This is a genomic window from Paenibacillus sp. P4_E11 (genome assembly GCF_056401635.1).
On the sequence record NZ_JBFUIX010000070.1, the window covers coordinates 12,517 to 36,937 of the forward strand.

Sequence of the window (24,421 nt, forward strand, 5' to 3'; positions counted from 1 at the left end):
TCAGATGGGGAGTTAGACGGAAAAACCGTCTAATTCCGCCCGAAATGGTATCGGCGTGCCGGAATTAGTCTTACATTGTGCAAGCTGCCAGCTTCGAGTAGAACTACAATTAAGCAGAAAGAGGTGTACTCATGGACCATTTTCGCTATCCCTTGGGGCAATTCGAACCATCGCGCAACCCCACTCCGGAACAACGTAACAGCTGGATGGAGGAAATTTCAGAACTACCAACATTGCTGCGGCAGACGGTGCACAACCTAACCCAGGAGCAACTACATATACCCTATCGGCCTGAAGGTTGGACGGTCCAGCAAGTAGTCCACCATATGGCGGATAACGATATGAATGCCTATATCCGGTTCAAGCGTGGGTTGACGGAAGATAGCCCGATAGCAAGTTCTTATCGAGAAGACTTGTGGGCGGAATTAAGTGATTATCGAGCACCGATTGAACCTTCGCTAGTTCTCCTGGAATCCCTTCACAGTCGATTTGTTGCATTGCTCCGTTCCACTCACCCGTCACACTTCCAAAGGACATTCACAAGTCCCACTCACGGTGTAATGAGTCTGGACGTTGCAACAGAGCGCTATGCTTGGCACAATCGGCATCATGTTGCACAGATCGTTTCCCTCAAACAACGCATGGGCTGGTCCTAACAAAAATCGTTATAGCATAATTGTACGTACAACTATATAATGGAAGGGAGGAATAGCACTTAACAAGGTGGTGCAGCGCATGGCATTAGTACAACTGAAGGAGCAGGTACTGGAAGCCAATCTGGATTTGCCCCGCTACGGTCTTGTAACGTTCACCTGGGGGAATGTCAGTGGCGTGGACCGGGAGAACGGATGGGTCGTCATCAAGCCAAGCGGGGTCCCCTACGATAAGCTCAAGGCGGAAGACATGGTCGTGTTGAATCTGGAGGGCGAAGTGATCGAAGGCAAGCTGAAGCCGTCCTCGGATACGCCAACGCATCTGGCCCTATATCGGGCATTCCCTCATATTGGGGGAATCGTCCATACTCATTCGCCCTGGGCGACGAGTTGGGCGCAGGCCGGGCGAGCGATTCCAGCGCTTGGGACGACGCATGCCGATTACTTCTACGGCGAAATTCCATGCACTCGGGCTATGACCGACCAGGAAATTCACGGGGCATATGAGCTGGAGACGGGCAGCGTGATCATAGAAACGTTCGTGCAGCGCGGACTGAGTCCCGCTCATATCCCAGGGGTATTGGTTCATTGTCACGCACCGTTCGCATGGGGAATCGATGCGTATCAGGCTGTACATAATGCGGTTGTGCTAGAGGAAGTCGCCAAGATCGCGCTCCACACCTACCAGTTGAATGCGGACACCCAATCGATGAACCAAGTGCTGTTGGATCGACATTTTCTCAGGAAGCATGGTGCAAACGCTTACTACGGGCAAACAAAGGAGACGAATTCTTAATGACGGTAACCAAATATGCACTAGGTATCGACTATGGTACAGAATCGGGACGAGCGGTTCTGGTTCGTTTAGCAGACGGAGCTGAGCTGGCGGACCATGTGACACCCTATCCGCATGGGGTGATTGATGAACGACTGCCGGGATCGGGCTTGAAATTGGAAGCCGATTGGGCGCTGCAGCATCCGGGTGATTATCTTGAGGTGCTGAAGCGCTCTGTACCGGCGGTGATGACTGCTTCCGGTATTGACCCGGCTGATGTAATTGGCATCGGCATTGACTTCACGGCCTGTACGATGCTGCCGGTCGATGCGTCCGGAGAGCCGCTGTGCTTCGATGAGAAGTGGCGTGACAACCCGCATAGCTGGGTGAAGCTGTGGAAGCATCATGCCGCACAGGATGAGGCGAACGAGATTAACCGAATCGCCGAGGAGCGAGGAGAAAGCTTCCTGCCTAGATACGGTGGCAAAATATCGTCCGAGTGGATGATGGCCAAGGCATGGCAAATCTTGAACGAAGCGCCTGACATCTACGAAGAGGCCGATCTGTTCATGGAAGCGACCGACTGGGTCGTGTATCAGCTTACCGGTCAGTTCGTGCGCAATAGCTGCACAGCCGGGTACAAGGCGATCTGGCACAAGCAAGACGGGTACCCGAGCCGCGAATTCTTCCGTGTGCTTGATCCAAGGCTAGAGAACTTGACAGAGACGAAGCTCCGTGGGGATATCGTTCCACTCGGGACGAAGGCTGGTGAACTGACGGAAGCGCTGGCGGCGGCAATGGGCTTGAAGGCCGGGACAGCCATAGCGGTGGGCAACGTCGATGCACATGCCGCTGTCCCAGGTGTTGGCGTTGTGACGCCGGGCAAGCTTGTGATGGCAATGGGTACCTCGATCTGCCACTTGGTGCTGGCTACGGAAGAGAAGCAAGTGGAAGGAATGTGCGGGGTCGTCGAAGACGGGATCATCCCAGGCTACTACGGTTATGAAGCGGGTCAATCCGCTGTTGGTGATATATTCGCCTGGTTCGTCGAACATGGCGTTCCGGCTTCTGTTCAGGAAGCAGCGGAATGCGATGGGGTGAGCGTTCACGAATGGCTCGAACGACAGGCGTCAACCTACAGGCCGGGGCAAACCGGATTGCTCGCGCTCGACTGGTGGAACGGTAACCGGTCGGTTCTAGTCGACACCGACCTGACAGGGCTGATCATCGGGTATACGTTGTTGACGAAGCCGGAAGAAATCTACCGGACCTTGCTGGAGGCGACTGCGTATGGAACTCGCAAGATTATCGAAGCTTTCCACGACAACGGAGTGGAAGTACATGAGCTGTATGCTTGCGGGGGCTTGCCTCAGCGAAACCGATTGCTCATGCAGATCTACGCAGATGTGACGAACCGAGAGATCAAGATCGCGGATTCGAAGCAGACGCCGGCTCTAGGAGCGGCGATGCTCGGCGCGGTAGCGGCAGGCACCGCCAAGGGCGGCTATGACAACCTTGTGGAAGCAGCGGCGAACATGGCGCGGATCAAGGAGGAGACGTTCAAGCCGATTCCGGCGCATGTGGCCGTGTATGAGCAATTGTATCGGGAGTACACGCTGCTGCATGACTATTTCGGCCGAGGCGAGAACAATGTGATGAAGCGGTTGAAAGCACTCAAGGAGAGCTAATGGGTCTACAATGATTCATAAAGAATGATCCTACCTAATATCAGGAGGTCGGTAACCGAGATGTTAACCGCCAAGCCTCACGAATTCTGGTTCGCCACAGGCAGCCAACACTTATACGGTCCGGAGACGCTGCTGGAAGTAGAGGCGCACTCACGCGAGATGACGGAGAAGCTGAACGCGGGCGGCATGCTGCCGTTCCCGATCCGCTTCCAGCCGGTGCTAACTACGCCGGATGCGATTCACCAGCTATGTGTCGAGGCGAACTCTGACACGAGCTGTGCTGGCATACTAACATGGATGCATACATTCTCTCCTTCGAAGATGTGGATCGCGGGTCTGTCTGAGCTGCGTAAGCCGCTGCTTCACTTGCACACGCAGTATAACCGGGATATCCCATGGTCAAGCATTGACATGGATTTCATGAACTTGAACCAGTCGGCACATGGGGATCGCGAGCACGGTTTTATCGGCGCCCGAATGGGCTTGGCCCGCAAAGTGGTGGCGGGCTATTGGGGAGATCAAGCAACTCAGGCCCGAATCGCAGGATGGATGCAGACGGCAGCGGCCGTTACGGACAGTCGGCAGTTGAAGGTAGCCCGGTTCGGCGACAACATGCGGCAGGTGGCCGTCACCGAAGGGGATAAGGTCGAAGCGCAAATCAAGTTCGGCTGGGCGGTGAACGGGTACGGCATCGGTGATTTAGTAGAGCGGATGCGGTCCATGTCGGATGCTGATGTCCGGCAATTGTACGAGGAGTACGCCGATCTGTATGATTTGCCGGGGACTGGAGCTGGAGGGTCAGTAGAGGCTGAGCGTGGCAAGCAGTCGATTCTGGAACAAGCACGTATCGAGCTCGGCCTGAGATCGTTCCTGGAGGAGGGCGGCTTCGGCGCGTTCACGACGACGTTCGAGGATCTGCACGGCATGAAGCAGCTGCCTGGTCTTGCTGTACAGCGGTTGATGGCTCAAGGCTATGGCTTCGGCGGTGAAGGGGACTGGAAGACGGCGGCTCTGGTCCGCACGATGAAGCTGATGGCGGGCAACGTAGGGACTTCCTTCATGGAGGACTACACCTATCACTTGGAAGCTGGGCAAGAGCTCGTACTCGGAGCGCACATGCTGGAGATTTGCCCGACGATCGCGGCGAACCGACCGCGCATTGAGGTGCATCCGCTGTCCATCGGCGGCAAGGAAGATCCGGCGCGGCTCATCTTCGACGGTCGCGCAGGCCGGGCAGTGAACGCCTCGCTCGTCAACATGAGCGGGCGGTTCCGGCTGCTCGTGAACGAGGTTGAAGCGGTGCAGCCGCCGCACGAGATGCCGAAGCTGCCGGTTGCCCGCGTGCTGTGGAAGCCGCTGCCGTCGCTTGGCGAATCGGCGGAAGCGTGGATATATGCGGGCGGCGCGCACCATACGGCGTTCTCGTACAACGTGACAGCTGAGCAGTTGATCGACTGGGCGGAGATGACCGGCGTCGAATGCATCGTGATCGATCAGGCGACGAACCTGAATCGACTGCGTAGCGAGCTGAGATGGAACGAAATGTACTGGAGAATGAATTTATAGCTTAGCGTCGGATGCGAGTGAGTCCACATTACTCGAGGAGCGGTATTGCTGTGGAGACACCCCTTCGAGCTTCTTGAACGTCCGGCTGAAGTAGAACGGGTCCGCGAAGCCGACAGATTCACCGATCGTCTGCACGCTATCCGTCGTGTTCAACAGCAGATGCTTGGCCTGCTGGATACGGAGCTGATGAGTGTAGTGGACGATCGTGAGGCCGGTATAGCGCTTGAACACTTGGCACAAGTATTCGTACTTGCGGTCGACAACCCGTTCCAGCGTCTGCTTGGACACGTCGGTGTGGTAGGCATTGTTCAGGTGGTTAACGAGCTTGCGGAACACCGAGTAAGAGGCGGGAAAAGCGGTGTGCGTCTCGCTCTGCTCCAGGAAATCGGTGGCCAGGAAGCGAATAATCTCGCCTAGCAGCAGGGTCGCCTGAAACCGGAAGTACCCTCGAGGCCTGGATAACGTATCGACCATCTCTTCGAATCGACTGAACAGCTTGTATCGGTGCCGGGTCTGGAACAGCCGCGGCACGATCAGGCAATCTTCGAGCGGCCCAGGGCCGGAGCTCGTCCGTAGTTCGGATCGATGGGCATGGACAATATTAAGTTCCGTTGCAGGATCAGACATGAATGGCGACACCCCAGGATCGCAAGAAAACTGGACCCAAAAAAATCGGCCCTGACGCTCTGACGGCTTCCAGCCCCGGTGCTGCTCCCAAGGCATTAACAGGAGCGCATCGCCGGCTTGTAGCGTTAGCTGGTCAGGGCCGGTCTGCAAATGTACGATTCCGTCCGCGACGAGAATAAGCTCGTAGAACGGATTCTGATGCGTGTTGGAGAAGCTCGTGATGTTGGCGTTGAACAAATCCGCCCATTTCACGTCCAACTGGGACAGGCGGGAGAGGGAGTAGTACATCGGTTCCTCCTGGATATTTAACCTAGTTTATCAACGGCGAAATGATAATTCCGTTCATGGCTTCTTACCGCGAGCCGCTTATATACTTCTAGTATAGCATACCGAACAGGATGCGTTGCGGAGGAGGATATAAGAACCATGAGCAATAGCGTATTGAATGAACAGGACTATTATCGGATCGTATACGGCGGATGGCTGGGCAAAAACATTGGGGGAACACTCGGTGCACCAGTGGAGGGCGTAAAGGAGAAGCTGAACCTGACGTTTTATCCGAAGCTCCCGGATGGTCCTCTGGAGAATGATGATTTGGATCTGCAGCTCGTGTGGCTGCACGCCTTGGAGCAATATGGGCCAGGCTTGACTAGCAAGGAGCTGGGGCAGGAATGGCTGGACCATATCTTCTTCCCGTTCGACGAGTATGGGTACGCGCTGACGAGCTTGAGGCGGGGATTGCTTGCGCCAGTGACCGGCTCGTTCAACAATCCGTTCAACAACTGCATGGGATCGCCGATTCGCTCGGAGATCTGGGCGATGGCGGCACCAGGCGCGCCGGATGTGGCTGCGTACTACGCGTATCACGATGCGGTTGTGGATCATGCGGGCGGGGAGGGCGTCTACGGGGAAGTGTTCTTCGCGGCATTGGAAAGTGCGATTTTCTACGAGCAAGATCGGGATCGTCTGATCGAGATCGGGCTGCGCTATATCCCGGAACATAGCCGTACGGCGCTCGCTATGCGGGATTTGATCAAGTGGCATCGCGAGGGCTACGACTGGGAACAGGCACGCGAGCTGATCTTGCAGCATCATGGTCGAGACAATTTCACCGACGCTCCGCAAAATATCGCCTTCACCATTCTTGGTTGGCTGTATGGAGACAACTTCGAGGATGCCATTCTGAAAGCAGTCAATTGCGGCTACGATACGGATTGCACCGCTGCCACACTAGGGGCCATACTCGGCATGCTGCTCGGGCCGGAGCAACTGCCGGCACGATGGGTGAACCCAGTCGGGGACCGGGTTGTTGTCAGCCCGCCGATCAAGGGGTTCCCGGCGCCGCGCAATCTCGATGAACTGACTAAGCGCACGATGCAGGTAGGGAAGCGGGTGCTGGCTTATTGGGACACCGGAATCACGGTTCTGGAGCAGTTACCTACCGCGTGGGCCGATGCTGCCCCTACAGAGTCGAATGTAGAAACGGTGCATGGCAGCATGCAGGCACATCTTCATACGGAACTCGACATTTGGCGGAACTGCGGCATGACGGCGAACCGCTACATGCTGCCGCAAGGAACGCTAGCCGATCCGGATTTGGAGCTGGAGCTGGATTATGGGGTAGAAGGGCCTGCGATCGGAATCGGGCAGGCTAAGACGATCCGTATCACGCTTACGAACCGCTGCCGGATCGTACAGGAAGGCGTCCTACAGCTGGAGCTGCCGACAGGCTTGCGTGCAGGATCGGCGGATCGCCTAGATATTCAGCTGCAGCCAGGGGAATCCGTGAAGTGGGACGCGGTCGTTGCGCATAGTACGACAGAAGCGGCTACCTCATACGAGCTGGCTGTCCGTTGGACTCGCGACCATGACGGGCATGCCTGGACAAGTGTACGCATCCCGTTCAGTCTGGTCGGCGCGACTCATTGGACAGTGGAGGGGCCGGCGAGCACAGAAGCGGCGGACATCATCTGTCCTGGTAATCGCATCGACTGGGCGCTTGGGTTGGTAAGCACCGCTGCGACGGAAGGAGCTTACCGTGCACGTACGAAGCTTCACAATCCTTCCACGCGTAGGGTCCGCTTGATTGTGGCCGCGAACGTGCCGGTCAAGGCCAAGCTGGACGGCAAGATGATCATCGATTGCCCAATGGCGCTAGAGTTCATGCCAGCCTATCACCGGGCACCGAAGCAGCAATACGTGGAGCTGGAGCTGTCGGCTGGCAACCATGACCTCGAGGTAGAGGCGATCGGCCACGGTGGTGAGCTGCCGGAGGTGTACGTTCTTCCGGTATCTACACGCGAGACGAAGTCGCCTGGACCTTATTACTACTACACCGATATGTTGTTCCTGCCTAGTACTAACTAAGCTCCATGGCTTCCAGCATAGTGGCTTCCGAGTAATGGATGGACTTGCGCAGCTGGTTGGCGGTTTCCCGGCTGATAACACCCGTTTCGAATTGAGCCTGTACTTCGTTTCGTTCCGCTTGAATGGCTTTCAAGCGGATTTCTTTTTTCAACTGCCGGAAATTTTTGTCCATGGATACCTGACGGACCCCTATGGTGAGCTTATCGATAATATCCGTATAGGACGTAATAACAGATTGACAGGCCGGGGCATTGTCATCGCGAATCTGCTGACGAACTGCTGCTATAGCCGCCTGCGATGTCCTCAGCTTCGTCCGCTTCAGCACCGCAATCTCTTGTTCGGGTACGGTAGCCGTTTTCAAGGTGCGGAAAGGGGCTAGCATGCCAAGTATCAGCCTGCGAAGCAGAAACCCGATCTGATACAGCTTCAGGCGGAGTCGGCTCGACAAAGCAATCTCCATCTGATCGATCATGCTGTGCAGAAGATTGGACGTTTCTTCGCTAATTTCCCCATTCTCAAGCAGTTTCTGCACTTCCTTGCGCTCCGCGGCTAGTGCCAATATGCGAATGTTAGCTTCCTTTTCGTTGAAGAGGGGGCTTTCTTTATATTCGCTGCCGTTCTGGAGAAGGCGTTGAATTAGCTTGTTGTAATCGGCAAGAACGGCGTAGGAGGCTGTCTTGTTCTCATCGTTAATATCTTCTTCCACTGTCCTCATAGCAGCTTGCATGATCGCGATCCGGGCTTCATGCTTGGACGAGCTGCGCTCCCCCTCCAACTCCTCGTTCTTCCCCTTCGATAATAGAGGCAGCAGGAAGCTGGCTGCTAGTAGAGTGAACAAGATGACACCCGCCGCGAGGAAAAGGATCAGGTCCCGTTCCGGAAACGGACTGCCGTCCTGCAAGACGAATGGGATAGAGAAGGCAGCGGCTAACGTAACCGCCCCACGTACTCCGGAAAGGGTAGTAATCACGATGTCCCGCATGCTTCTCCGCTCCTCCAATTTCTTCGCAGCCCGGGTGTTGGTTACTCGCCAGAAGGAGAATATCCATACAAAGCGCAGCAGCAGCAACGACATCGAGATGATGATGATGTAAAAGAGGACCTGCACATTGCTCACGGTATCATCGCGGATAATGACCGAGAGCACATCCGGAAGCTGAAGTCCGAGTAGGACGAACACAAGCCCGTTCAAGATGTAGATAATGACAGACCAGGTGCTGTTGGACACGATCTGCAGCTTCACCATGGATGATTCGGACCGGTCGCGAGCAATAGCATGGACGATCCCCCCGGCGACGACAGCTAATATGCCGGACATGCCTAATTCTTCGGCAACCAAGTAGATGACGAAAGGCGTGACGATCTGGATGAGCATATGCATGGTCACGTCTTCCATCCCGAATCGGCGAAGAAATACACGGAATCCGATCAGCAGGGCAGAGACTACCGCACCTACGATCAGTCCACCCAGTGCGATGACCGTGAAGTTGAGCGCGGCCTGTGTGAGTGAGAACACGCCAGTCACAGTTGCGGCCACAGCGAATTTGAACGCAACGAGTCCGGAGGCGTCATTCATGAGCGCTTCCCCTTCGAGCAGCCGCATGATCGATTTGGGCATATGGATACGACTCGACAAGGCGCCGACCGCTACTGCATCCGTGGGGGACAATATGGCCGCCAATGCAAATGCAGCGGGCATAGGAATAGAGGGGATTAACCAATGGATAATAACGCCGCCTACGACTACAGTCGTGAACACCAAGCCCAAGGCAAGCCGCAATATCGAAATACGTAAATTCCATAGCTCTTCCCGGGGAATACGCTTCCCGTCATTGAATAGCAGTGGCGCAATGAACAAGACAAGGAACAGCTCCGGATTGAGCGCCAGGTCTATGCCGAGAGGTAGAATGGCCACAGCGGCACCCAGTAGGATTTGGAAGATCGGCACGGAGATGAAGGGCACGAACCGATTCATAATGTTGGAAATGCCAATCAGAAGTAAAGAAACTAATACGCCAAGAAAAATTTCCATTTTACCAAATATCGCCTCCTGCCTTATAGCCTTCTCATTGTTATGAAAAATATATCATGAATCGACTGAAACTTGGAAAAGAAATGCAGGGAAGGGGTAGACAGAAATAGAGGTAGATCATACAATGTGCTATATAAATATGTTTGTACGTACAAATGGAATTTATGTCCGACTTTAATCAAAACCAATGGAGGTGTGTTCTTTTGAAGGAGAGGCAGGGGGCGCTGGTCAGGAGAGACGATCGACGTAGCGGAAGCGATCTTGTTCCTGGCCAGCACAATAGCGAACGAGCACGACGAGCACCCCATAGAGAGAAGGAATGGTAACGATGACGGTGGATAATCGAAATGACTATGGCAATGCGCTGGAAACGCTGGAAACGGATTATATAACAGGGGCAAAGCGTGTGATGGAACGAATCGAACAGACACAGATGGACGTAATCGAGCGGGCAGCGGAGCTTTGCTTTCAGTCGATTCATAACGGGGGTCTGGTGCATCTGTTCGGCAGCGGGCATTCCCGCATGGCGGTGGAAGAGATGTATCCGCGGTACGGCAGCTTCCCAGGTTTCCATCCGATGGTGGAGCTTTCATTAACGAACCATCATGCTGTAGTGGGCAGTAACGGACAGCGGCAGGCGATGTTTCTGGAAAATGTCGAGGGGTTCGGCCGTATTATCGCGGACGAAGTCCACTATGGCCAGCACGACAGCATGATGCTGTTCTCGCATAGCGGGACGGGTGCGGTTGTAGTGGATATTGCCCTTGCCATGAAAGAGCGCGGGATTCCTGTAATCGCCGTTACTTCGGTAGGTCATAGCAGGTTAAGCCGCTCCAAGCACAGCTCCGGACACCGCTTGTATGAACTGGCCGACATCGTGATCGATAACGGGGCTGTACCCGGTGACGCCATGGTGAAGATCGAGGGTCTGCACACACCGGTAGGTCCTGGTTCGACAATCGGCAATACAGTCATCGTGAACTCGATCAAGTGCAAGCTGGCGCAGAAGCTTACCGACGCCGGAAACCCGCCGAAGGTGATCACTAGTGCGATCTTCGTGGGGGATGAGGAATCCAAGCGACTGTTCGACGCTTCCTATGATGAATACTGGCGCTCTACTCGCTCGGTCTGAGGGAGAAGATCAGCGGCTACAGAGAGGAGCGGGAGGGATGGCAACAGCTAATACCGCGAGCAAGACCGTCGATGTCTTGGTGCATGGCGGAGATGCGGCAGGGGTATGTGCGGCAATAAGCGCAACTCTGCCCAGTGCATGGCTATGGGTCAGGCAGCAGGCGTCGCGGCCGCGATAAGCGTGGAGCAGGCGTTGCCTTTCGCTGCTGTTCCAGCTCGTGAGCTACAGATGAGGCTGTTGGCGGATGGTGTGATTTTGGGGTACAGTTAATGAAAACTTGTTTTTCAGGAGGCTGCTAGTATGAACTTTGTACCGTTGGACAAGCAACGAATCTCAGAAATGACGGCATTATGGAATAAAGAGTGGGTGGATTCGTTCCCCATGAGAGACCGACTTGTGCAGCAAAATATGTTCGAGGATCGAAATGTGTTGGCTGCTGGCTCTTGGATGGTCTTAGAAGAAGAGACAGACCAGTTGCTGGGGTTCATTGTCGCCAAGGCGTGGCAGGATGATGAATCGGGTGTATCGTTCAGCTCGGACACAGGCTGGATTCACGCCCTAGTGGTGGCTCCTGAGTGGCGGGGACGCGGAATCGGGGGATTGCTGCTGGAAAAAGCGGAGGCAGCATTGCGAGCCGCGGGTGCAAGTCAATTTGCACTAGGCAACGACTTTCACTGGCGGATGTTCCCTGGCCTACCGGAAGTGCGCCCGGAAACCAAAGCTTGGTTTGAGAAGCGCGGCTACGAAGTGTTGAAACCGACTTACGACTTGATTCATGAGTACGGAGATACGCCTGCTGACGCAGTGGAGCTGCCGCAAGCAGCAGGGGTAACATTCCGGTTAGCCAAGCCGGACGACCGTGCTGCGCTGATCGCATTCATGGAGCGGTGCTTCCCAGGAAGATGGGAATATCAGACGAAGCAGTATTGGGAGCGTGGAGGTTCGGGGCGGGAGTTCGTCGTGTTGGAGAAGGACGGAGGCGAACTGATCGGCTTTTGCAGGCTGAACGATTCCCGCTCTCCGCTGCTCGCTCAGAACATTTATTGGGCCCCCATGTTCGAGGAGGAATTAGGTGGCATTGGACCGTTAGGGATCGACGAGCAGTATCGGGGGTATCGGTATGGGCTTTCCATCGTGCAGGCGGCAGTTTCCTTTCTAAGGCAACGGGGTATTCGACGCATAGTGATCGATACAACGCCGTATGTTGATTTTTATGGGAAGCTGGGTTATCGGATATGGAAGACGTATTGGAGGCTGCACAAGACAGGACATTAAGGAAGTGTGCAGGTAATTTGTAAATGGAGCTTTTTTCTGATATGCTTCTTAATCATAAGTAACTTATTATAATGACAAGAGTATTAGGAGGAACCCCACATGACTAACAACCTGGCCCCAGAAGTGGCAAATATTCGCAATGCGGAGCATGAGATCGATTCGTTATTTCTAAATCGTTGGTCCCCGCGTGCTTTTTTGTCCAAAGAAGTACCGGATCATGTACTGTTAAGTTTATTCGAAGCGGCACGCTGGGCTCCATCAGCCGGCAACAGCCAACCGTGGAAGTATATCGTGGCCAAGACGGCGGAAGATCGGGAACAGTTCCTGAGCTTCGTTAATCCGTCTAATGCGGAATGGTGCAGTAAGGCCCCGGTTATTGCGGTTGTACTTGCCAACCAGGTGAATGGGAATGGAACCGCTAACCGTTGGGGAAGCTTCGATACGGGCACATCCTGGGGATACTTGGCGCTAGAAGCGGGTGAGCAGGGCTTACATGTCCATGCGATGGGCGGCTTTGACAAGGACAAGGCGAAGGAAACGCTGCAGGCACCTGACGAGTACGAAGTGATGGCGGTCATTGCGATAGGGTATCGCGGTGAGAAGGAACTATTGTCAGAGAAATATCAAGAGAGAGAACAACCTTCTACCCGACGTCCGCTGGAGGACATGCTGTTCGAAGGGAAGTTTGGCGGAAGCTTTCAGAAATAATAACACGGTGAGAAGCTAGGTGCGAAAAAGCCCAACTGTCGATGAATCTTCGGCAGATTGGGCTTTTTTGTTGTTGGGCTATATTTAGCAAAACTGTCTACAACCAGTGTGGGCCTTTGGAGGCGAATAGCGCGGAAAACGAGGCTGTCGATTAATTGTGAACAAGAGGAGTGGAAAGTGAAAAAGAGGACCCTGGCGAGTTTTGGCTTGAACCTCCATACCGCCAAATCCCTTATACAATCAGGTTCAAACAAGATGTTGGGGCCCCCACAAAGTAATCGGCGTTATCTTCAGAGCTAGTCTTCACTTTGTGGGGTAAAGCGTAGGGGTTCTTTTTCACTTGGAACGGCCGTTTTTGCTTCAATCAACAGTTAATCGACAACCTCAAAAACCGCGTTACAGCTTCGCAGCGCGGCCTTGAACGTGATTGTTATAGTCCGTCGCACAGGTTACTAGCCTACGACTCCATATAAATCTACACCATCCAAGTTGATCGATACTTTCACCTTCGTAGCAGAGACACGCTCCACCTTGACCTCTCGTGCCTCGGAGCCTAGCTCGGGGCTTCGAACGACTGTTGAAGTCCAAGGATCGCAGCCAGCTCCGTCGAAATCAATCTCGTAGCTCAACCGATTGTTCGTGCTGAGCGAGCGAATGTCCTTCAGCACGGTCGCATGGTTGTGCGCATCCTCGTGCTGCGGGTGTGGAATCGCTTCGAGTGAACGGTTCATCAGATGCAGCACTGGGCCTTGCTCGTGAACACGCAGGCGCAGTGCCCAGCCGGTATCACCGGCAGTTTGCCTGATGCGCGGCGAGAATGCGCCCGCATCGATGAGCTGCTGCAGCGCCACCGCGGCCTCGCCGCCGCCGGCGGCGCTGCCCACAAGCAGCCGCAGCCCCGGATAGGCTGCGGCGCCCTCCAACAGCGCGTCCGAGAGCGGCCGCTCGCGCAGGAAGCCCCGTTCGTCATGGGTGCCGAACGGCAGGCACAACCACGCCTCGCCGCCAGCTGCAAGCATGCGGCTCAACGCCTCGAACTGCGCATCTGACACGCAGCCGACGCCGTCCAGCACAAGCGGGGTGCGCTCGCGGATCAACGCTTCGGCATCAGCCAGCTCATCGGTCCGCACGATGCGGTAGCCGATGTTATGGGCGACGAACGCGCCCGACCAGCTCAGCACGCGGTCCCAGTGCTCACGGCTGTCAACGTCCCGCCAACCGTTGTCCCTGCAGTAGGTGTTGCTCGCAAGCCGCACTTCTACGACGTCGCGTCCCGCCTTGCCGTCCAAAGCGCTGTAAGTTTTCTCCCAATTGTTGATTGGTCCGACGATGGCGTGGGTTTCCTCCATATCAGTAGGATCTTCCTTTAATCGGCCAGGCAATGTGCTGCTCCAATTGACAACTCCCCAGAACCGACTCAATCCCCAGCCAAGGTAACCGCCTTTATCGTAGATCGTATAGCTGAGTGCCATGGCCGGAGCGTTCCCCATCTTCGCGGCGATATCCTTTTGCTGCAAAGCTTCTGCATCTGTTCGTGTCCAATGTACGCTTTCAGTGCCGATTCCGCAGTTTTCCAGCATGACCATATCGAGATGAGGGACCATCTTCTCCAGGTTCAGGGAGACGGCATTAAGAATAATCGGGCCTGTGCTAGAGCAACACGTCATTAAGGGCTTGTCAGGGAAGTGACTCTTGATCATCTTCACATGATCAGCAATGATGTCCGTCCGCAGACGAATCCAGTCTCGGAAGATTGGGTTGTCGTAGTTGCCCCAGCCGATGGCCGAACCGGAAGTATCACCCCAGAATGACTTGTCCTCGAATGGAGGGAGATCGTGACCATAATCCCGCTTGAACCGTTCCCGACAGTGCACACACCCACACGTGGATAGCCACCCATAATCAGCCATATCGTCGATCTCTGCGCCATCCAGTGCAACCTCGCGAGTTAACCGTTCCAGGTACTTGCTATGCATTTCCAAATACTGAGGATTATTATGGCAGAACAACTCCAATTGGTAAGAGGGACTGTAGCCTCGGCTCCCGTCACGCACATCGACCTGGCACAGATCGTTGAATCGGTAGCCCGCGTATCCGGCGTATTCAGCCGCTATGGGATCGTGATGCAGCAGGATGTGATGACGCTGAGCGGCATGCATCTTGAGGTACTCGGCTTCATTACGCGGGCGTTCCATCGTGTTGCAGGAGAAGTGGTCCAGGAATTTAATGTCGTATTGGTGCAGCTCCTCGCACACGTTGTTCAAGTAGCCATGGAGTTGACCGAAGTAGTTGGAGAAGTCGAACCGAATATGGAAGCCGAAATTCAGAGCGGTGTCGATGCCCGCTTCCGCAAACCCTTCAGCGCGTCGTTTGATTTTGTCCTTGATGGATTTCTGCGGCCAAAGCAAATCTTCCAGGCTACACCACCAGCTAGCTGCCCTGCGGGGTTGGAAATAGTTATACGGAGCTCGAATGTCCATAAGTCCTCCTTATTTTCAAGAACAGGTATGATATAGGTCTGATTAATTCGCTTTCATTCTAACATAGGTATCCCCGCTTATAAATAAAAATCCAAGCCGAATGTCAACGAGAGACAAACGTGCCTGGATGCTATGTAAACCTATGTATATGGGTTAGGAAATCGACTCCATCAACGCTCCGTCATTTTGTTAAGATCAGAGGTGAGCTCATCCAAATGCAGGATACTTTCCTTAATCTCGTTGACCCGCGTATCCTGCGTAATCATGCTGGCTGCCATCTCTTCGATGGAGGCCATGTTGGTTTCCGTAGTCTCGGCGATGGTGGTAATCTCCTTCGCTATTCTCGTGTATTGATGGTACATGTCATCAGCAGCAAGCTGAACTTCGGTGGATTGCTCGTCCACCCTCGTCACATCGTTGGAGAGTGTATGCATCGCATCCGCAACGTGCTTCGTGGCGTGGCGACTCTCAACAATCGTCTGTTGCCCGAGGATGATCTGATCAGCAGCCCGATCCGTCATCACGCGAATCGTTTCTAGGATTTCCCCTATTTGTTCTGTCGATTGTTGCGAGGTTTCAGCCAACTTGCGTATCTCGCTGGATACGACGGCGAAGCCTCGGCCGTGTTCCCCTGCACGGGCAGCTTCAATTGCGGCATTGAGCGCTAACAAGTTCGTTTGCGAGGAGATATGATTAATCGTCGATACAATCTCGCTGATCTGCTTGTTCTGTTCGTTCAACTCTTTCATCAGAGCAACAGAAATATCAATCGTATCATGAACATGATCGATCTTGACCATCAGTTGATCCGCCTCTTCGCTACCGCTCTTCGTCAATTGAACAGAGCTCTCCAGGCGTGTCTTCATCTCAGTCGATCGGGAGGCCAGTGAGGCGACTGCTTGTTCAATAGCGCGAATGGATTCACTGATGTCGGCTATGCTCATGGTTTGCGTCTCGATGCTGGAAGTCACTTCCGAGAAGGAGGAGGTCACCTCCTGGGAGATCGTACTTGTTGAAGTTATATTCTGCTTGAGCTGCGTACTGAACGAATTCAATACGTGAAGAGAGGAGGAGAGTCGGTTGATGATCTCTTGCGACCGGTTCTTCTCAGTGATCGCTTGCTCGCGTTGATGGTTGGCCTCGGACTGCAATCGTTCGCTGAACTTCGCGGATGTGAGGAGCGGGGCAGCCAGCATGACCAAGTACATCATAATCGTGAAGGGGTCGTTGTTCCCGAACATCTCATCTTTATAGGGACTCATGAATAAGTATACAGTCAGGCCGGTTCCCAAGAGCGCAGAGAATACGAGCGCCCGGAAGTTTGTATAGAGCGTCATGATACCCAAGTTCACGAATACGAGAAAATACGTTGTAATAATAGGGCCGGTCATTATAAGTAGAAAGGTTAACACGGTAATAATGACAGGAATGAAATACATGACATACTCCGCCAACCAACGCTTGTAGGTCATGATCGTAGCCATCCCACATGTGACGAGGCCTGCAATGACTAGGACGATCACGGAGTTGGAGGAAGCGCCCGTCAGCAGATCGACAGCAATGCCCAGAATCAGCATTCCCCATATAATGTTGACAAGCAGTTTATTTCTTCTGTGCAGGGTATCAGATGGGTTCATTCTCATCAACCTTCCATTTTTTGTGACTAAAAATGACAATATCATATTTCGCTATCATTCGACAATGTTGGACGTCAAAAAAATCCAACTGCAGACGAATGGTGCTTCCCGCTGTGAGGTCATCGCGGCCATCTATGTCCGTAAGCAAACGATCGAAGCGTGGTTGCTCACGTTAATTGAAAAAAGTTGAACAAAACGGACCGGTTGTGATTTATATCACAGCCGGTTTTCGCAGTTGGTGGTACATTATGTGTGAGGGGAGAAACAAGTGCCCCGTAGAAGGAAGGTGGAGGCAACGGATACTCGAAACTGCTTATCCGCAGCAAGATATACATTTTTTTGTCCAATAATGTGAAAGAAATCACAAAGAGGAGCTGGTAACGATGGTAAACTGGTTGCGCACTAACAAATGGGCGGCAGGCTTGCTTTTAGTAGTCAGAGTGTATATAGGTTGGACGTGGTTGACGGCGGGTTGGCACAAGCTGACAGGCGGTTTTGATGCTGGAGGGTTCCTGAAGGGAGCACTTGCCAAACCGATCATGGATAAAGCGACGAACGAGCTGGTGTACCCGACCTTCACCGCTTTCCTAGAAAATTTCGCGCTGCCCAATGTGAAATGGATCAATATTATGATCCCGCTTGGCGAATTCCTTGTCGGACTTGGACTCATCCTTGGGGCATTGACTACCGCGGCTGCTTTCTTCGGGCTATTAATGAACTTCATGTTTTTGTTCGCCGGTACGGTAAGCACGAACCCTTGGATGGTACTGATCGGCGGTATCGTGTTCTTGGCTGGGGCTAATGCGGGGCGGTTCGGTGTAGACTTCTACCTGCTGCCTATGCTGCGCAAAATCGTGAACAAGATTGTAACTAAGCGCAATGGCAAGAAACCGCTAGGCGGAACGCATAACCCCATGCATGCATAATGATTTCGATCTAGAACATGAACAACCCGGAGGCCTCTTGGCTTCCGGGTTGTTTATGCATTCAAGCCATTGTCCTCGTGTGGTAGCGGTTTCATGTAAATGGAGGTTTGTTAGGAGTCTGTCCGACGAAAGCAAATCGTGAATATTTATTCATTCCTGCGGTTATTGCGGGAAGGGATGGCACTACACCGCTGTTGAAATTCAAATTGTTTTAATTAATCTTATGGTTACAACTTGATTTCAAAGGCGGCCGTAAACTTTACGTACCATTCCCTTTCCCTCCATAATCCTATGAATAAATATTCACGAAAATCAGATCGTCGGACAGACTCCTATATAGTAAGTGGATAAATTGATTGACAGAGATAGATACAAAAAGTATCATAATATAAAAAGGAAAGAGAGGTTAATCATGTCAAAAAAGGAGCAAGTAGAGGGAAAAGAGAAGATCGTGTTAGACATTCGAAGTGTTCTTACCCAGTTATCAATTGACCAAGAACACTGTCTGTTTCTTCAAGAACTGCTCACGAAAAAGGAGGGAGAAGCTAGTTCTTTACGTTAAGGTTGAACGATCGTTCCGCACGTACGAAGGCTATGAATCGTTTGGATTCTTCGGGTGTTAATTTCTTGCCGTCTATCGTTAAGGCAAACTTCTTAAGTAATTCTTCATCTGAGAGTTCCAGAGAGTCTGTGAATTCTCTTACCTCACTAGTAAGCGCGCTAAGAGGGTTATTAGTGCGTCCTATCAAGTAATCCACAGTGACACTGAATAAATTCGCGATCTTATCTATAGTAGTATAATCCGGTTCTCTCCGGTTTGTTTCATAGTGTGACAACGCTGCTCTTGTAATCCCGAGATGGTTTGCGAGGTCTTCTTGAGTCAACTTCCGCTGTTCCCGTAGTTCGGCAATTCGGTTCCCGTACTTCATATTATCCTCCCACTTTATTTAAAGAATCTTTAGCTGAAATACTTGTCACATTACATCTATAATATCATTCTACCATTGAACTTATATATATCAGTAATAAAAATAGTGACATCAAAAAAATCTTGACACGATACATTATGTATCATAAACTGTGATTATAACTTCGATACATATTGTATCTTAATTTTTGTTTGTGAAGGTGGACTTTCTTTTGAACTTTTCTGCGGACGATCCGAATATTCTTAATCGGTACATTGTGTATGGTAAGCTATCTGTTTGGAAAGTTCAAGGGAAACCAGTAAATACCAGAGAAAAGCCCGTTCACATCGTTAATCTCTCCTCAACTAGCATAACCTTTCAATCGGATCTTAAACTGCCTTTAATGCGAGAGTTTGAATTGAAGCTAGAGTTGGGTTTCGATCATAATCCTGTCATTCCTGTGATTGGTTATCTTCAACAAATCGAGGAGGATTCGGGGTCATATCTGTACCTTTTACACATTTGTGAGAGTGAGAGCAGCAATCTGGAATTGACGCAATTATTAAAAATTTTGTTTCTTCAACAGCATCCGATCTTACAGAAAGTGCATAAATCGTACAGTTATTTTGCACTGCCGAGCGTGAGACCAAATGAAGGGATTCTCGACCTTACAACTTGACAAATCCAAGAGTCAAAGAGGGGATAGTAATTGCTGGGGTGTGGAAATAGGATCACGTTATTGCGGGAAAAGGGTGCACTAACCCAAGAAGAGCTTGCCGGATTACTAGGTATTTCTCGCGCTTCGCTTTCCCATTATGAAACAAACCGAAGAGAGCCGGATATTGGAACGATAAACAAATTAGCCGATGTCTTCCATGTTTCCGTGGATTTCTTGCTGGGCCGAATCGATAACATCCAGAAAGAATGAGGTACGAATGGGCGCGATAACAGGTATCTTCCAATTTGATCTAACCCCTGTGTCTGATAACGATGCCGATACGCTTATGCAGAGTTTAGAGAAATATCCTGCTAATGATATACGAACATGGCACGAGGGATCGATCTTCCTAGGATGCCTTGCCCAATGGATTACTCCTGAATCTGTTCATGAACGTTTGCCTTATTACGATGCGTTGACCAAGCTTGCCATAACAGCGGATGCGATCATTGACAACCGAGCAGAACTATTCGACCGATTGCAGATCGAGCCTATAAGGCGGCAACAGATGAAGGACAGCGAGCTTATTCTGTTGGCCTATCGGAGGTGGGGAGTACAAGCCCCTGCTTATCTTATCGGTGATTTCGCCTTTGTGATCTGGGATGACAACAAGAAGCTTCTGTTCAGCGCAAGGGACTTGTCTGGGAATCGAACCCTATATTATCACCGTGATCATCGGAGGTTCGCATTTTCCACAACCATTATGCCCCTGCTCGCACTACCTAGTGTGATGAAGAAGCTTAACGAAACGTGGCTTGCCGAGTATATGGCAATCCCAGACATGTTCGAATCGTCGGATGTAGGCTCTACCGTCTACAAGGATATTTATCAACTTCCGCCCGCTCATTGTATAACCGTTGTAGAAGGTGCGGTGTCTTTGTCCCAATATGGGACATTATCGCCAGACAAGAACTTGAAACTTAACTCGAATGAACAATATGAAGAAGCGTTTCGTGAGGTGTTCCAACAGGCCGTTGCATCGGGTCTGCGTACGCACCGGCAAGTGTGCGCGACATTAAGCGGGGGATTGGATTCGGGAACAGTTGTGAGTTATGCCGCGACAGCATTACGCCAACAAAATAAGCGGCTGCACACGTATAGCTACATCCCTGTCTCTGACTTTGTCGATTGGACGCCCAGAAGTATGGTTGCGGATGAACGGCCCTATATCCAGGCAACGGTTCAACATGTAGGCAATATATCCGACCACTATTTGGATTTTGCGGGGAAAAGTCCTTTCACAGATGTTGATGACTGGCTCGAGCTTCTTGAGATGCCGTACAAATATTTTGAAAACTCGTTTTGGATTAAGGGGGTTTTCGAGAAGTGCAGCGAACAAGATGCAGGCGTACTGTTAACAGGGGCAGGAGGCAATCACTCCATTTCTTGGGGACCAGCCGTGGACTATTATGCGCTTCAGCTTAAGAAGCTGCGATGGGTTCATTTGTACCGTGAACTACAGCTGTTCAGCAAGCGCAAGGGAATACGTCGATCGCGCCTGCTTCCGATTATTGGGCGACGGGCTTTGCATTCTCTCGTTCCTGCCTTCTTATCTGCTAACAGTCAACCGGACATGCCACTTTTGTTGCACCCGGAGTTTGCTCGAACAACCCATGTATTAGACAAGATCCAAGAAGTGAACGCCATTTGGGCTGCAAGAGATGCCTTTGAAGCGAGGGACAATCATTTTCAAAGTCTGCATCTAGCTAACCTTATTGGGACGAAGGGGACCAAGCTTTCATTAAGGTACGCATTACGTGAATTTGATCCTACAAATGATCAGAGAGTAGTTCGATTTTGTCTAGGCGTCCCTCTGGAACAGTATGTTCAGAATGGTTACGATCGAGCATTAGTGCGAAGATCGACCGAACGTATATTGCCCGACAAGGTGCGACTCAACCAGCGAATACGGGGTATTCAAGCGGCAGATTGGGTTCATCGGATGATCCCTTTGTGGCCCGCAGTTCAGGAGGAGTTGCAGCAGTTGTGCCGTGATTCTCTTACCTCTGGCATCATGAATGTAGAGCAAGTAGAAGCCTCCCTTTCGAGGTTCGGAAATGACCCTCGACCGGAATATGCGATTGATCCGGATATGAGATTTTTGATGCGCTGTTTAGTAGTGTACAGGTTTTTGAAGCAGTTTTGACGATATGCAAGATTGAAAGGAGGTGAGAAAATGACAACCGTAAAAAAGCAATGGAAGGAACCGGTTTTGGAAGTTCTCCATGTCAATATGAYGATGGCGGGAACAGGAACTCATTACATTGACTTCGTAACCAAAACGGACTTCGACATTACGGATAACCCGACTCCTTGGCCGTTCCCAGGGGGCATAGGCCCGTCGTAACACTGAATGCTGCAGTATTCTTGATCGTCCAAAGTGCACGCCCTTATATTGTAGCTTCGTATAAGGGCGCATTTTTTTATTTCACTACTTTACGGGGGTGAGGATTATAATAACAATTGCGCAAAAAACGTTGTATGAAGCTTTCGGCCTCACAGTACTTAGCGAAATTTCACTTCCGGAATGTACGCGAATAACGAATGAAAGTATTCCGGTGGATGTTGAAATCACATTCGGCGACATTCCGCTCGATTGGGATCACGAGGCAATGGACAGGGATTACCTCATCGTTAGGAATAACGAATTGATGTTAACGATACACGGTGTTGCCAGATATGTAATCCGGGAAGGCGCACGAATTCTAATCTCGCCGCTGCCGGGATCGGACGAAGGTAAAGTGCGTGTATATTTGCTCGGTACATGTATGGGTGTCATCTTGATGCAAAGAAAGATACTCCCTCTTCATGGCAGTGCGGTCGTTATTGATGGAAAGGCATATGCCTTTGTCGGGGAATCCGGAGCCGGGAAGTCCACAATTGCTGCCGTTCTGTTGAATCAAGGCTATCAATTGCTTAGCGATGATGTTATAGCCGTCTCGCTCTCACCCGACGAGTTGCCGATGGTAACACCGTCTTATCCGCAGCAGAAGCTGTGGAAGGAGAGTATAGATAAATTAGGAATGAAGAGTAGCGAGTTCAGGCCGTTATATCAAGAGCTTACGAAGTATGCCGTGCCGGTGTCAGATCAATTCCGTAATGAACCAGTCCCGTTAGCCGGAGTATTTGAAATCGTTAAGACAGATCGTGAGCAATTCGAGATACGGCATGTCCAAGGTATTCAACGGTTACCGATCTTCATGCAGCATACGTATCGGAATTTTATAGTCCCAAGGTTGGGCTTGGAGCGGTGGCACTTTGCCATCTCATCCAGCATTGTGAGCCGAATTCATGTATTCCAGTTAGGGAGGCCGTCGGTAGGTTTTACTGCTCATGAACTGGCAACTGAAATACTAAGCAAAGTACGTAAAGGAGCTTGAGTGGAATGACAAGAGATAAGGTCATTGTTAACCAAACGATTGTTCGAGATGAGGGTTTCCTGATAAGCGATATGGACGGGGAAAAGGTCATGCTAAGTATTAACAGTGGGAAGTATTATAACCTTGGGCAAGTTGGGGGAAGGATATGGGACCTGGCGGCGTCGCCAATACCTGTAAGTAAGATCATTGATACGCTTGTCTCCGAATACGACATTGAACGAAGTAAGTGCGAGCAGCAGGTGATGAGCTTCCTGGATCAATTGTGGCGGGAAGAGATCATTCAAGTTCAGCAGGAAGCAGTAACTTTATAAGCCATGTGGAGAAAAGTGAAGCGACTATATGCCATGCGACCGTCGAAAAGGAAGTTATTCCTGGAGGCGTATCTATGGTTAGGTTGGGCTCGCCTGTTGAAGAGTTTGCCATTCGCAAGAGTTGCCCCAACGCTAGGGGTCCCCATGCTGGAAACACCCCTATCTCATGATCCTCACAACGATCTCGCACTAAGGAACGTATCTGATGCGCTGATCACCATGAGCCGGCATACGTTCTGGGAAAGCAAGTGTCTGGTCATGGCAATCGCAGCTCTGAAGATGTTAGAACGACGTGGAATTGACAGCACGCTCTACTTGGGAATCGCCCGGGACACCTCGGGTAAGATGATCGCCCACGCTTGGCTGCGAAGCGGTCCCTACTACATTACGGGATTCGAAGGGATGGAACGATTCACCGTAGTAGGGAAGTTCGGAAAACAGTTAATGCTTAACAGGCAAGGGAGAAGGTAATATGAACATTCAACCATTCAATAGGGATATCGATTCCTTACCTAAGGAATTGGAACTGCTGCTTGCGATTATGGGGATGAATCACGATACGACAATGKAAGCAGTAAACAACCAATTAGACATCTCAGTCGATTGGGAAAGATTCCTCTACTTAGCCAGACATCATCGTGTCTACCCCCAGGTGTATGCGAATTTACAAAAACTCGATCAACCAGGAATGGTGCCTTCCGATGTCTTACAAGCTCTTTCCGCAGCCTATACCCAGAACACCTTTCAAATGCTGCATTTAACACGAGAATTGGTGAAAGTCTGCAGCCTCTTTCGGGACAATCAGATTCGTACCCTCACTTTGAAAGGGCCGGCACTAGCGGAGGACCTATACCGAGACATCTCGTTGCGGACGTCCAAAGATTTGGATTTGTTAATAGCGCCAGATGATTTTGATCAAGCAGAGGCTATTCTGATCCATCGCGGCTACATCATGGACCATGACACGATCCAAGTGCTCAACTCTCGGAAGTGGAAAGAATATCATACTACGTATACTCATCCTGTCAAAGGCATTCAAATCGAATTGCATTGGAAAGTTAGCTATCACATAGGGGAGGAAGTAAGCTTCAATGAACTGTGGGGACGGAGAAGAACCAGCTTCATTACGAATTCCCCAATCTATATCCTTAGTAGCCAGGATATGTTTCTGTATCTTGTAACGCACGGCGCCCGTCATGGCTGGTTCCGGCTGCGATGGTTGGCGGATATAGATATAC

General features: G+C 51.5%; 23 protein-coding genes. 18 read left to right on the forward strand and 5 right to left on the reverse strand.

What is annotated here, in order from left to right; genetic code table 11:
* Positions 1-131 precede the first annotated feature (131 nt).
* The 4 genes from AC1DWB_RS23045 to araA all read left to right on the forward strand — a co-directional run bounded on the left by AC1DWB_RS23045 (position 132) and on the right by araA (position 4,682).
* On the forward strand, positions 132-656 hold the full coding sequence (locus AC1DWB_RS23045) for a YfiT family bacillithiol transferase (protein WP_477543436.1): 525 nt from the start codon (positions 132-134) through the stop codon (positions 654-656).
* 79 nt (positions 657-735) lie between these two features.
* On the forward strand, positions 736-1,449 hold the full coding sequence (gene araD, locus AC1DWB_RS23050) for an L-ribulose-5-phosphate 4-epimerase (protein WP_477543437.1): 714 nt from the start codon (positions 736-738) through the stop codon (positions 1,447-1,449).
* A complete protein-coding gene (locus tag AC1DWB_RS23055) occupies positions 1,449-3,116 on the forward strand; it encodes a ribulokinase (RefSeq protein ID WP_477543438.1) in 1,668 nt (555 codons plus the stop codon). The genes araD and AC1DWB_RS23055 overlap by 1 nt, the downstream gene beginning before the upstream one ends.
* Positions 3,117-3,176: 60 nt before the next feature.
* Complete coding sequence (araA, locus tag AC1DWB_RS23060; RefSeq protein ID WP_477543439.1) at positions 3,177-4,682, forward strand: L-arabinose isomerase; 1,506 nt, start codon at positions 3,177-3,179, stop codon at positions 4,680-4,682.
* On the opposite strand, the gene AC1DWB_RS23065 is transcribed toward araA, so the two are convergent.
* Positions 4,677-5,597 (reverse strand): AraC family transcriptional regulator, encoded by a 921-nt coding sequence (locus AC1DWB_RS23065; RefSeq protein WP_477543440.1) that lies wholly within the window; start codon positions 5,595-5,597, stop codon positions 4,677-4,679. The two genes, araA and AC1DWB_RS23065, sit on opposite strands and share 6 nt — an antisense overlap.
* 138 nt (positions 5,598-5,735) lie before the next feature.
* Here AC1DWB_RS23065 and AC1DWB_RS23070 point away from each other — a divergent pair, with 138 nt between their 5' ends.
* Positions 5,736-7,676: an ADP-ribosylglycohydrolase family protein gene (locus AC1DWB_RS23070; protein ID WP_477543441.1), complete on the forward strand. Its 1,941-nt coding sequence runs from the start codon at positions 5,736-5,738 to the stop codon at positions 7,674-7,676.
* On the opposite strand, the gene AC1DWB_RS23075 is transcribed toward AC1DWB_RS23070, so the two are convergent.
* Entirely contained in the window at positions 7,669-9,708 is a 2,040-nt protein-coding gene (locus tag AC1DWB_RS23075; RefSeq protein ID WP_477543442.1) for a Na+/H+ antiporter, read from the reverse strand. The genes AC1DWB_RS23070 and AC1DWB_RS23075 overlap by 8 nt on opposite strands.
* A gap of 328 nt (positions 9,709-10,036) precedes the next feature.
* On the opposite strand from AC1DWB_RS23075, the gene AC1DWB_RS23080 reads away from it, so the two are divergent.
* The 5 genes from AC1DWB_RS23080 (at position 10,037) to AC1DWB_RS23100 (ending at position 12,823) form a co-directional block, all read left to right on the forward strand.
* On the forward strand, positions 10,037-10,840 hold the full coding sequence (locus AC1DWB_RS23080; RefSeq protein WP_477543443.1) for a sugar isomerase domain-containing protein: 804 nt from the start codon (positions 10,037-10,039) through the stop codon (positions 10,838-10,840).
* Positions 10,841-10,877: 37 nt separating this feature from the next.
* Positions 10,878-11,018: a hypothetical protein gene (locus AC1DWB_RS23085; RefSeq protein ID WP_477543460.1), complete on the forward strand. Its 141-nt coding sequence runs from the start codon at positions 10,878-10,880 to the stop codon at positions 11,016-11,018.
* Entirely contained in the window at positions 10,985-11,110 is a 126-nt protein-coding gene (locus AC1DWB_RS23090) for a hypothetical protein (protein ID WP_477543459.1), read from the forward strand. Before AC1DWB_RS23085 ends, AC1DWB_RS23090 begins: the two co-directional genes overlap by 34 nt.
* Positions 11,111-11,140: 30 nt before the next feature.
* The gene (locus AC1DWB_RS23095) at positions 11,141-12,115 is read left to right on the forward strand and encodes a GNAT family N-acetyltransferase (protein ID WP_477543444.1); all 975 of its coding nucleotides are present in this window, start codon (positions 11,141-11,143) and stop codon (positions 12,113-12,115) included.
* A 99-nt stretch (positions 12,116-12,214) separates the two neighbouring features.
* A complete protein-coding gene (locus AC1DWB_RS23100; protein WP_477543445.1) occupies positions 12,215-12,823 on the forward strand; it encodes a nitroreductase family protein in 609 nt (202 codons plus the stop codon).
* 452 nt (positions 12,824-13,275) lie between these two features.
* Here the strand turns inward: AC1DWB_RS23100 and AC1DWB_RS23105 are convergent, their stop codons facing one another.
* Both AC1DWB_RS23105 and AC1DWB_RS23110 read right to left on the reverse strand, forming a co-directional pair.
* Positions 13,276-15,303 carry a hypothetical protein gene (locus AC1DWB_RS23105; RefSeq protein ID WP_477543446.1) on the reverse strand — a complete coding sequence of 676 codons (2,028 nt, stop codon included), beginning with the start codon at positions 15,301-15,303 and terminating at the stop codon, positions 13,276-13,278.
* Positions 15,304-15,473: 170 nt separating this feature from the next.
* Positions 15,474-16,940: a methyl-accepting chemotaxis protein gene (locus AC1DWB_RS23110; RefSeq protein WP_477543447.1), complete on the reverse strand. Its 1,467-nt coding sequence runs from the start codon at positions 16,938-16,940 to the stop codon at positions 15,474-15,476.
* Between the two features lie 383 nt (positions 16,941-17,323).
* On the opposite strand from AC1DWB_RS23110, the gene AC1DWB_RS23115 reads away from it, so the two are divergent.
* Positions 17,324-17,866 (forward strand): DoxX family protein, encoded by a 543-nt coding sequence (locus AC1DWB_RS23115; RefSeq protein ID WP_477543448.1) that lies wholly within the window; start codon positions 17,324-17,326, stop codon positions 17,864-17,866.
* A gap of 545 nt (positions 17,867-18,411) precedes the next feature.
* On the opposite strand, the gene AC1DWB_RS23120 is transcribed toward AC1DWB_RS23115, so the two are convergent.
* On the reverse strand, positions 18,412-18,795 hold the full coding sequence (locus AC1DWB_RS23120; protein WP_477543449.1) for a helix-turn-helix domain-containing protein: 384 nt from the start codon (positions 18,793-18,795) through the stop codon (positions 18,412-18,414).
* Between the two features lie 688 nt (positions 18,796-19,483).
* On the opposite strand from AC1DWB_RS23120, the gene AC1DWB_RS23125 reads away from it, so the two are divergent.
* The 7 genes from AC1DWB_RS23125 to AC1DWB_RS23155 all read left to right on the forward strand — a co-directional run.
* Positions 19,484-19,702, forward strand: a complete 219-nt coding sequence (locus AC1DWB_RS23125; protein WP_477543450.1) for a helix-turn-helix domain-containing protein — start codon at positions 19,484-19,486, stop codon at positions 19,700-19,702.
* 7 nt (positions 19,703-19,709) lie between these two features.
* On the forward strand, positions 19,710-21,638 hold the full coding sequence (locus tag AC1DWB_RS23130; RefSeq protein ID WP_477543451.1) for an asparagine synthase-related protein: 1,929 nt from the start codon (positions 19,710-19,712) through the stop codon (positions 21,636-21,638).
* Positions 21,639-21,668: 30 nt separating this feature from the next.
* On the forward strand, positions 21,669-21,839 hold the full coding sequence (locus tag AC1DWB_RS23135; RefSeq protein ID WP_477543452.1) for a paeninodin family lasso peptide: 171 nt from the start codon (positions 21,669-21,671) through the stop codon (positions 21,837-21,839).
* Positions 21,840-22,050: 211 nt separating this feature from the next.
* A complete protein-coding gene (locus AC1DWB_RS23140; RefSeq protein ID WP_477543453.1) occupies positions 22,051-22,872 on the forward strand; it encodes an aldolase in 822 nt (273 codons plus the stop codon).
* 5 nt (positions 22,873-22,877) lie between these two features.
* On the forward strand, positions 22,878-23,183 hold the full coding sequence (locus tag AC1DWB_RS23145; protein WP_477543454.1) for a lasso peptide biosynthesis PqqD family chaperone: 306 nt from the start codon (positions 22,878-22,880) through the stop codon (positions 23,181-23,183).
* A 3-nt stretch (positions 23,184-23,186) separates the two neighbouring features.
* Complete coding sequence (locus AC1DWB_RS23150; RefSeq protein ID WP_477543455.1) at positions 23,187-23,654, forward strand: lasso peptide biosynthesis B2 protein; 468 nt, start codon at positions 23,187-23,189, stop codon at positions 23,652-23,654.
* A gap of 1 nt (position 23,655) precedes the next feature.
* Positions 23,656-24,421 (forward strand): nucleotidyltransferase domain-containing protein (locus AC1DWB_RS23155; RefSeq protein WP_477543456.1); only part of this gene is annotated, 766 nt, incomplete at its 3' end.

Excerpts from the sequence above, each read along its gene's own strand:
- AC1DWB_RS23045 (WP_477543436.1), top strand. The coding sequence starts at position 132 with ATGGACCATTTTCGCTATCCCTTGGGGCAATTCGAACCATCGCGCAAC.
- araD (WP_477543437.1), top strand. The coding sequence starts at position 736 with ATGGCATTAGTACAACTGAAGGAGCAGGTACTGGAAGCCAATCTGGAT.
- AC1DWB_RS23055 (WP_477543438.1), top strand. The coding sequence starts at position 1,449 with ATGACGGTAACCAAATATGCACTAGGTATCGACTATGGTACAGAATCG.
- araA (WP_477543439.1), top strand. The coding sequence starts at position 3,177 with ATGTTAACCGCCAAGCCTCACGAATTCTGGTTCGCCACAGGCAGCCAA.
- AC1DWB_RS23065 (WP_477543440.1), bottom strand. The coding sequence starts at position 5,597 with ATGTACTACTCCCTCTCCCGCCTGTCCCAGTTGGACGTGAAATGGGCG.
- AC1DWB_RS23070 (WP_477543441.1), top strand. The coding sequence starts at position 5,736 with ATGAGCAATAGCGTATTGAATGAACAGGACTATTATCGGATCGTATAC.
- AC1DWB_RS23075 (WP_477543442.1), bottom strand. The coding sequence starts at position 9,708 with ATGGAAATTTTTCTTGGCGTATTAGTTTCTTTACTTCTGATTGGCATT.
- AC1DWB_RS23080 (WP_477543443.1), top strand. The coding sequence starts at position 10,037 with ATGACGGTGGATAATCGAAATGACTATGGCAATGCGCTGGAAACGCTG.
- AC1DWB_RS23085 (WP_477543460.1), top strand. The coding sequence starts at position 10,878 with ATGGCAACAGCTAATACCGCGAGCAAGACCGTCGATGTCTTGGTGCAT.
- AC1DWB_RS23090 (WP_477543459.1), top strand. The coding sequence starts at position 10,985 with ATGGGTCAGGCAGCAGGCGTCGCGGCCGCGATAAGCGTGGAGCAGGCG.
- AC1DWB_RS23095 (WP_477543444.1), top strand. The coding sequence starts at position 11,141 with ATGAACTTTGTACCGTTGGACAAGCAACGAATCTCAGAAATGACGGCA.
- AC1DWB_RS23100 (WP_477543445.1), top strand. The coding sequence starts at position 12,215 with ATGACTAACAACCTGGCCCCAGAAGTGGCAAATATTCGCAATGCGGAG.
- AC1DWB_RS23105 (WP_477543446.1), bottom strand. The coding sequence starts at position 15,303 with ATGGACATTCGAGCTCCGTATAACTATTTCCAACCCCGCAGGGCAGCT.
- AC1DWB_RS23110 (WP_477543447.1), bottom strand. The coding sequence starts at position 16,940 with ATGAACCCATCTGATACCCTGCACAGAAGAAATAAACTGCTTGTCAAC.
- AC1DWB_RS23115 (WP_477543448.1), top strand. The coding sequence starts at position 17,324 with ATGGTAAACTGGTTGCGCACTAACAAATGGGCGGCAGGCTTGCTTTTA.
- AC1DWB_RS23120 (WP_477543449.1), bottom strand. The coding sequence starts at position 18,795 with ATGAAGTACGGGAACCGAATTGCCGAACTACGGGAACAGCGGAAGTTG.
- AC1DWB_RS23130 (WP_477543451.1), top strand. The coding sequence starts at position 19,710 with ATGGGCGCGATAACAGGTATCTTCCAATTTGATCTAACCCCTGTGTCT.
- AC1DWB_RS23145 (WP_477543454.1), top strand. The coding sequence starts at position 22,878 with ATGACAAGAGATAAGGTCATTGTTAACCAAACGATTGTTCGAGATGAG.
- AC1DWB_RS23150 (WP_477543455.1), top strand. The coding sequence starts at position 23,187 with ATGTGGAGAAAAGTGAAGCGACTATATGCCATGCGACCGTCGAAAAGG.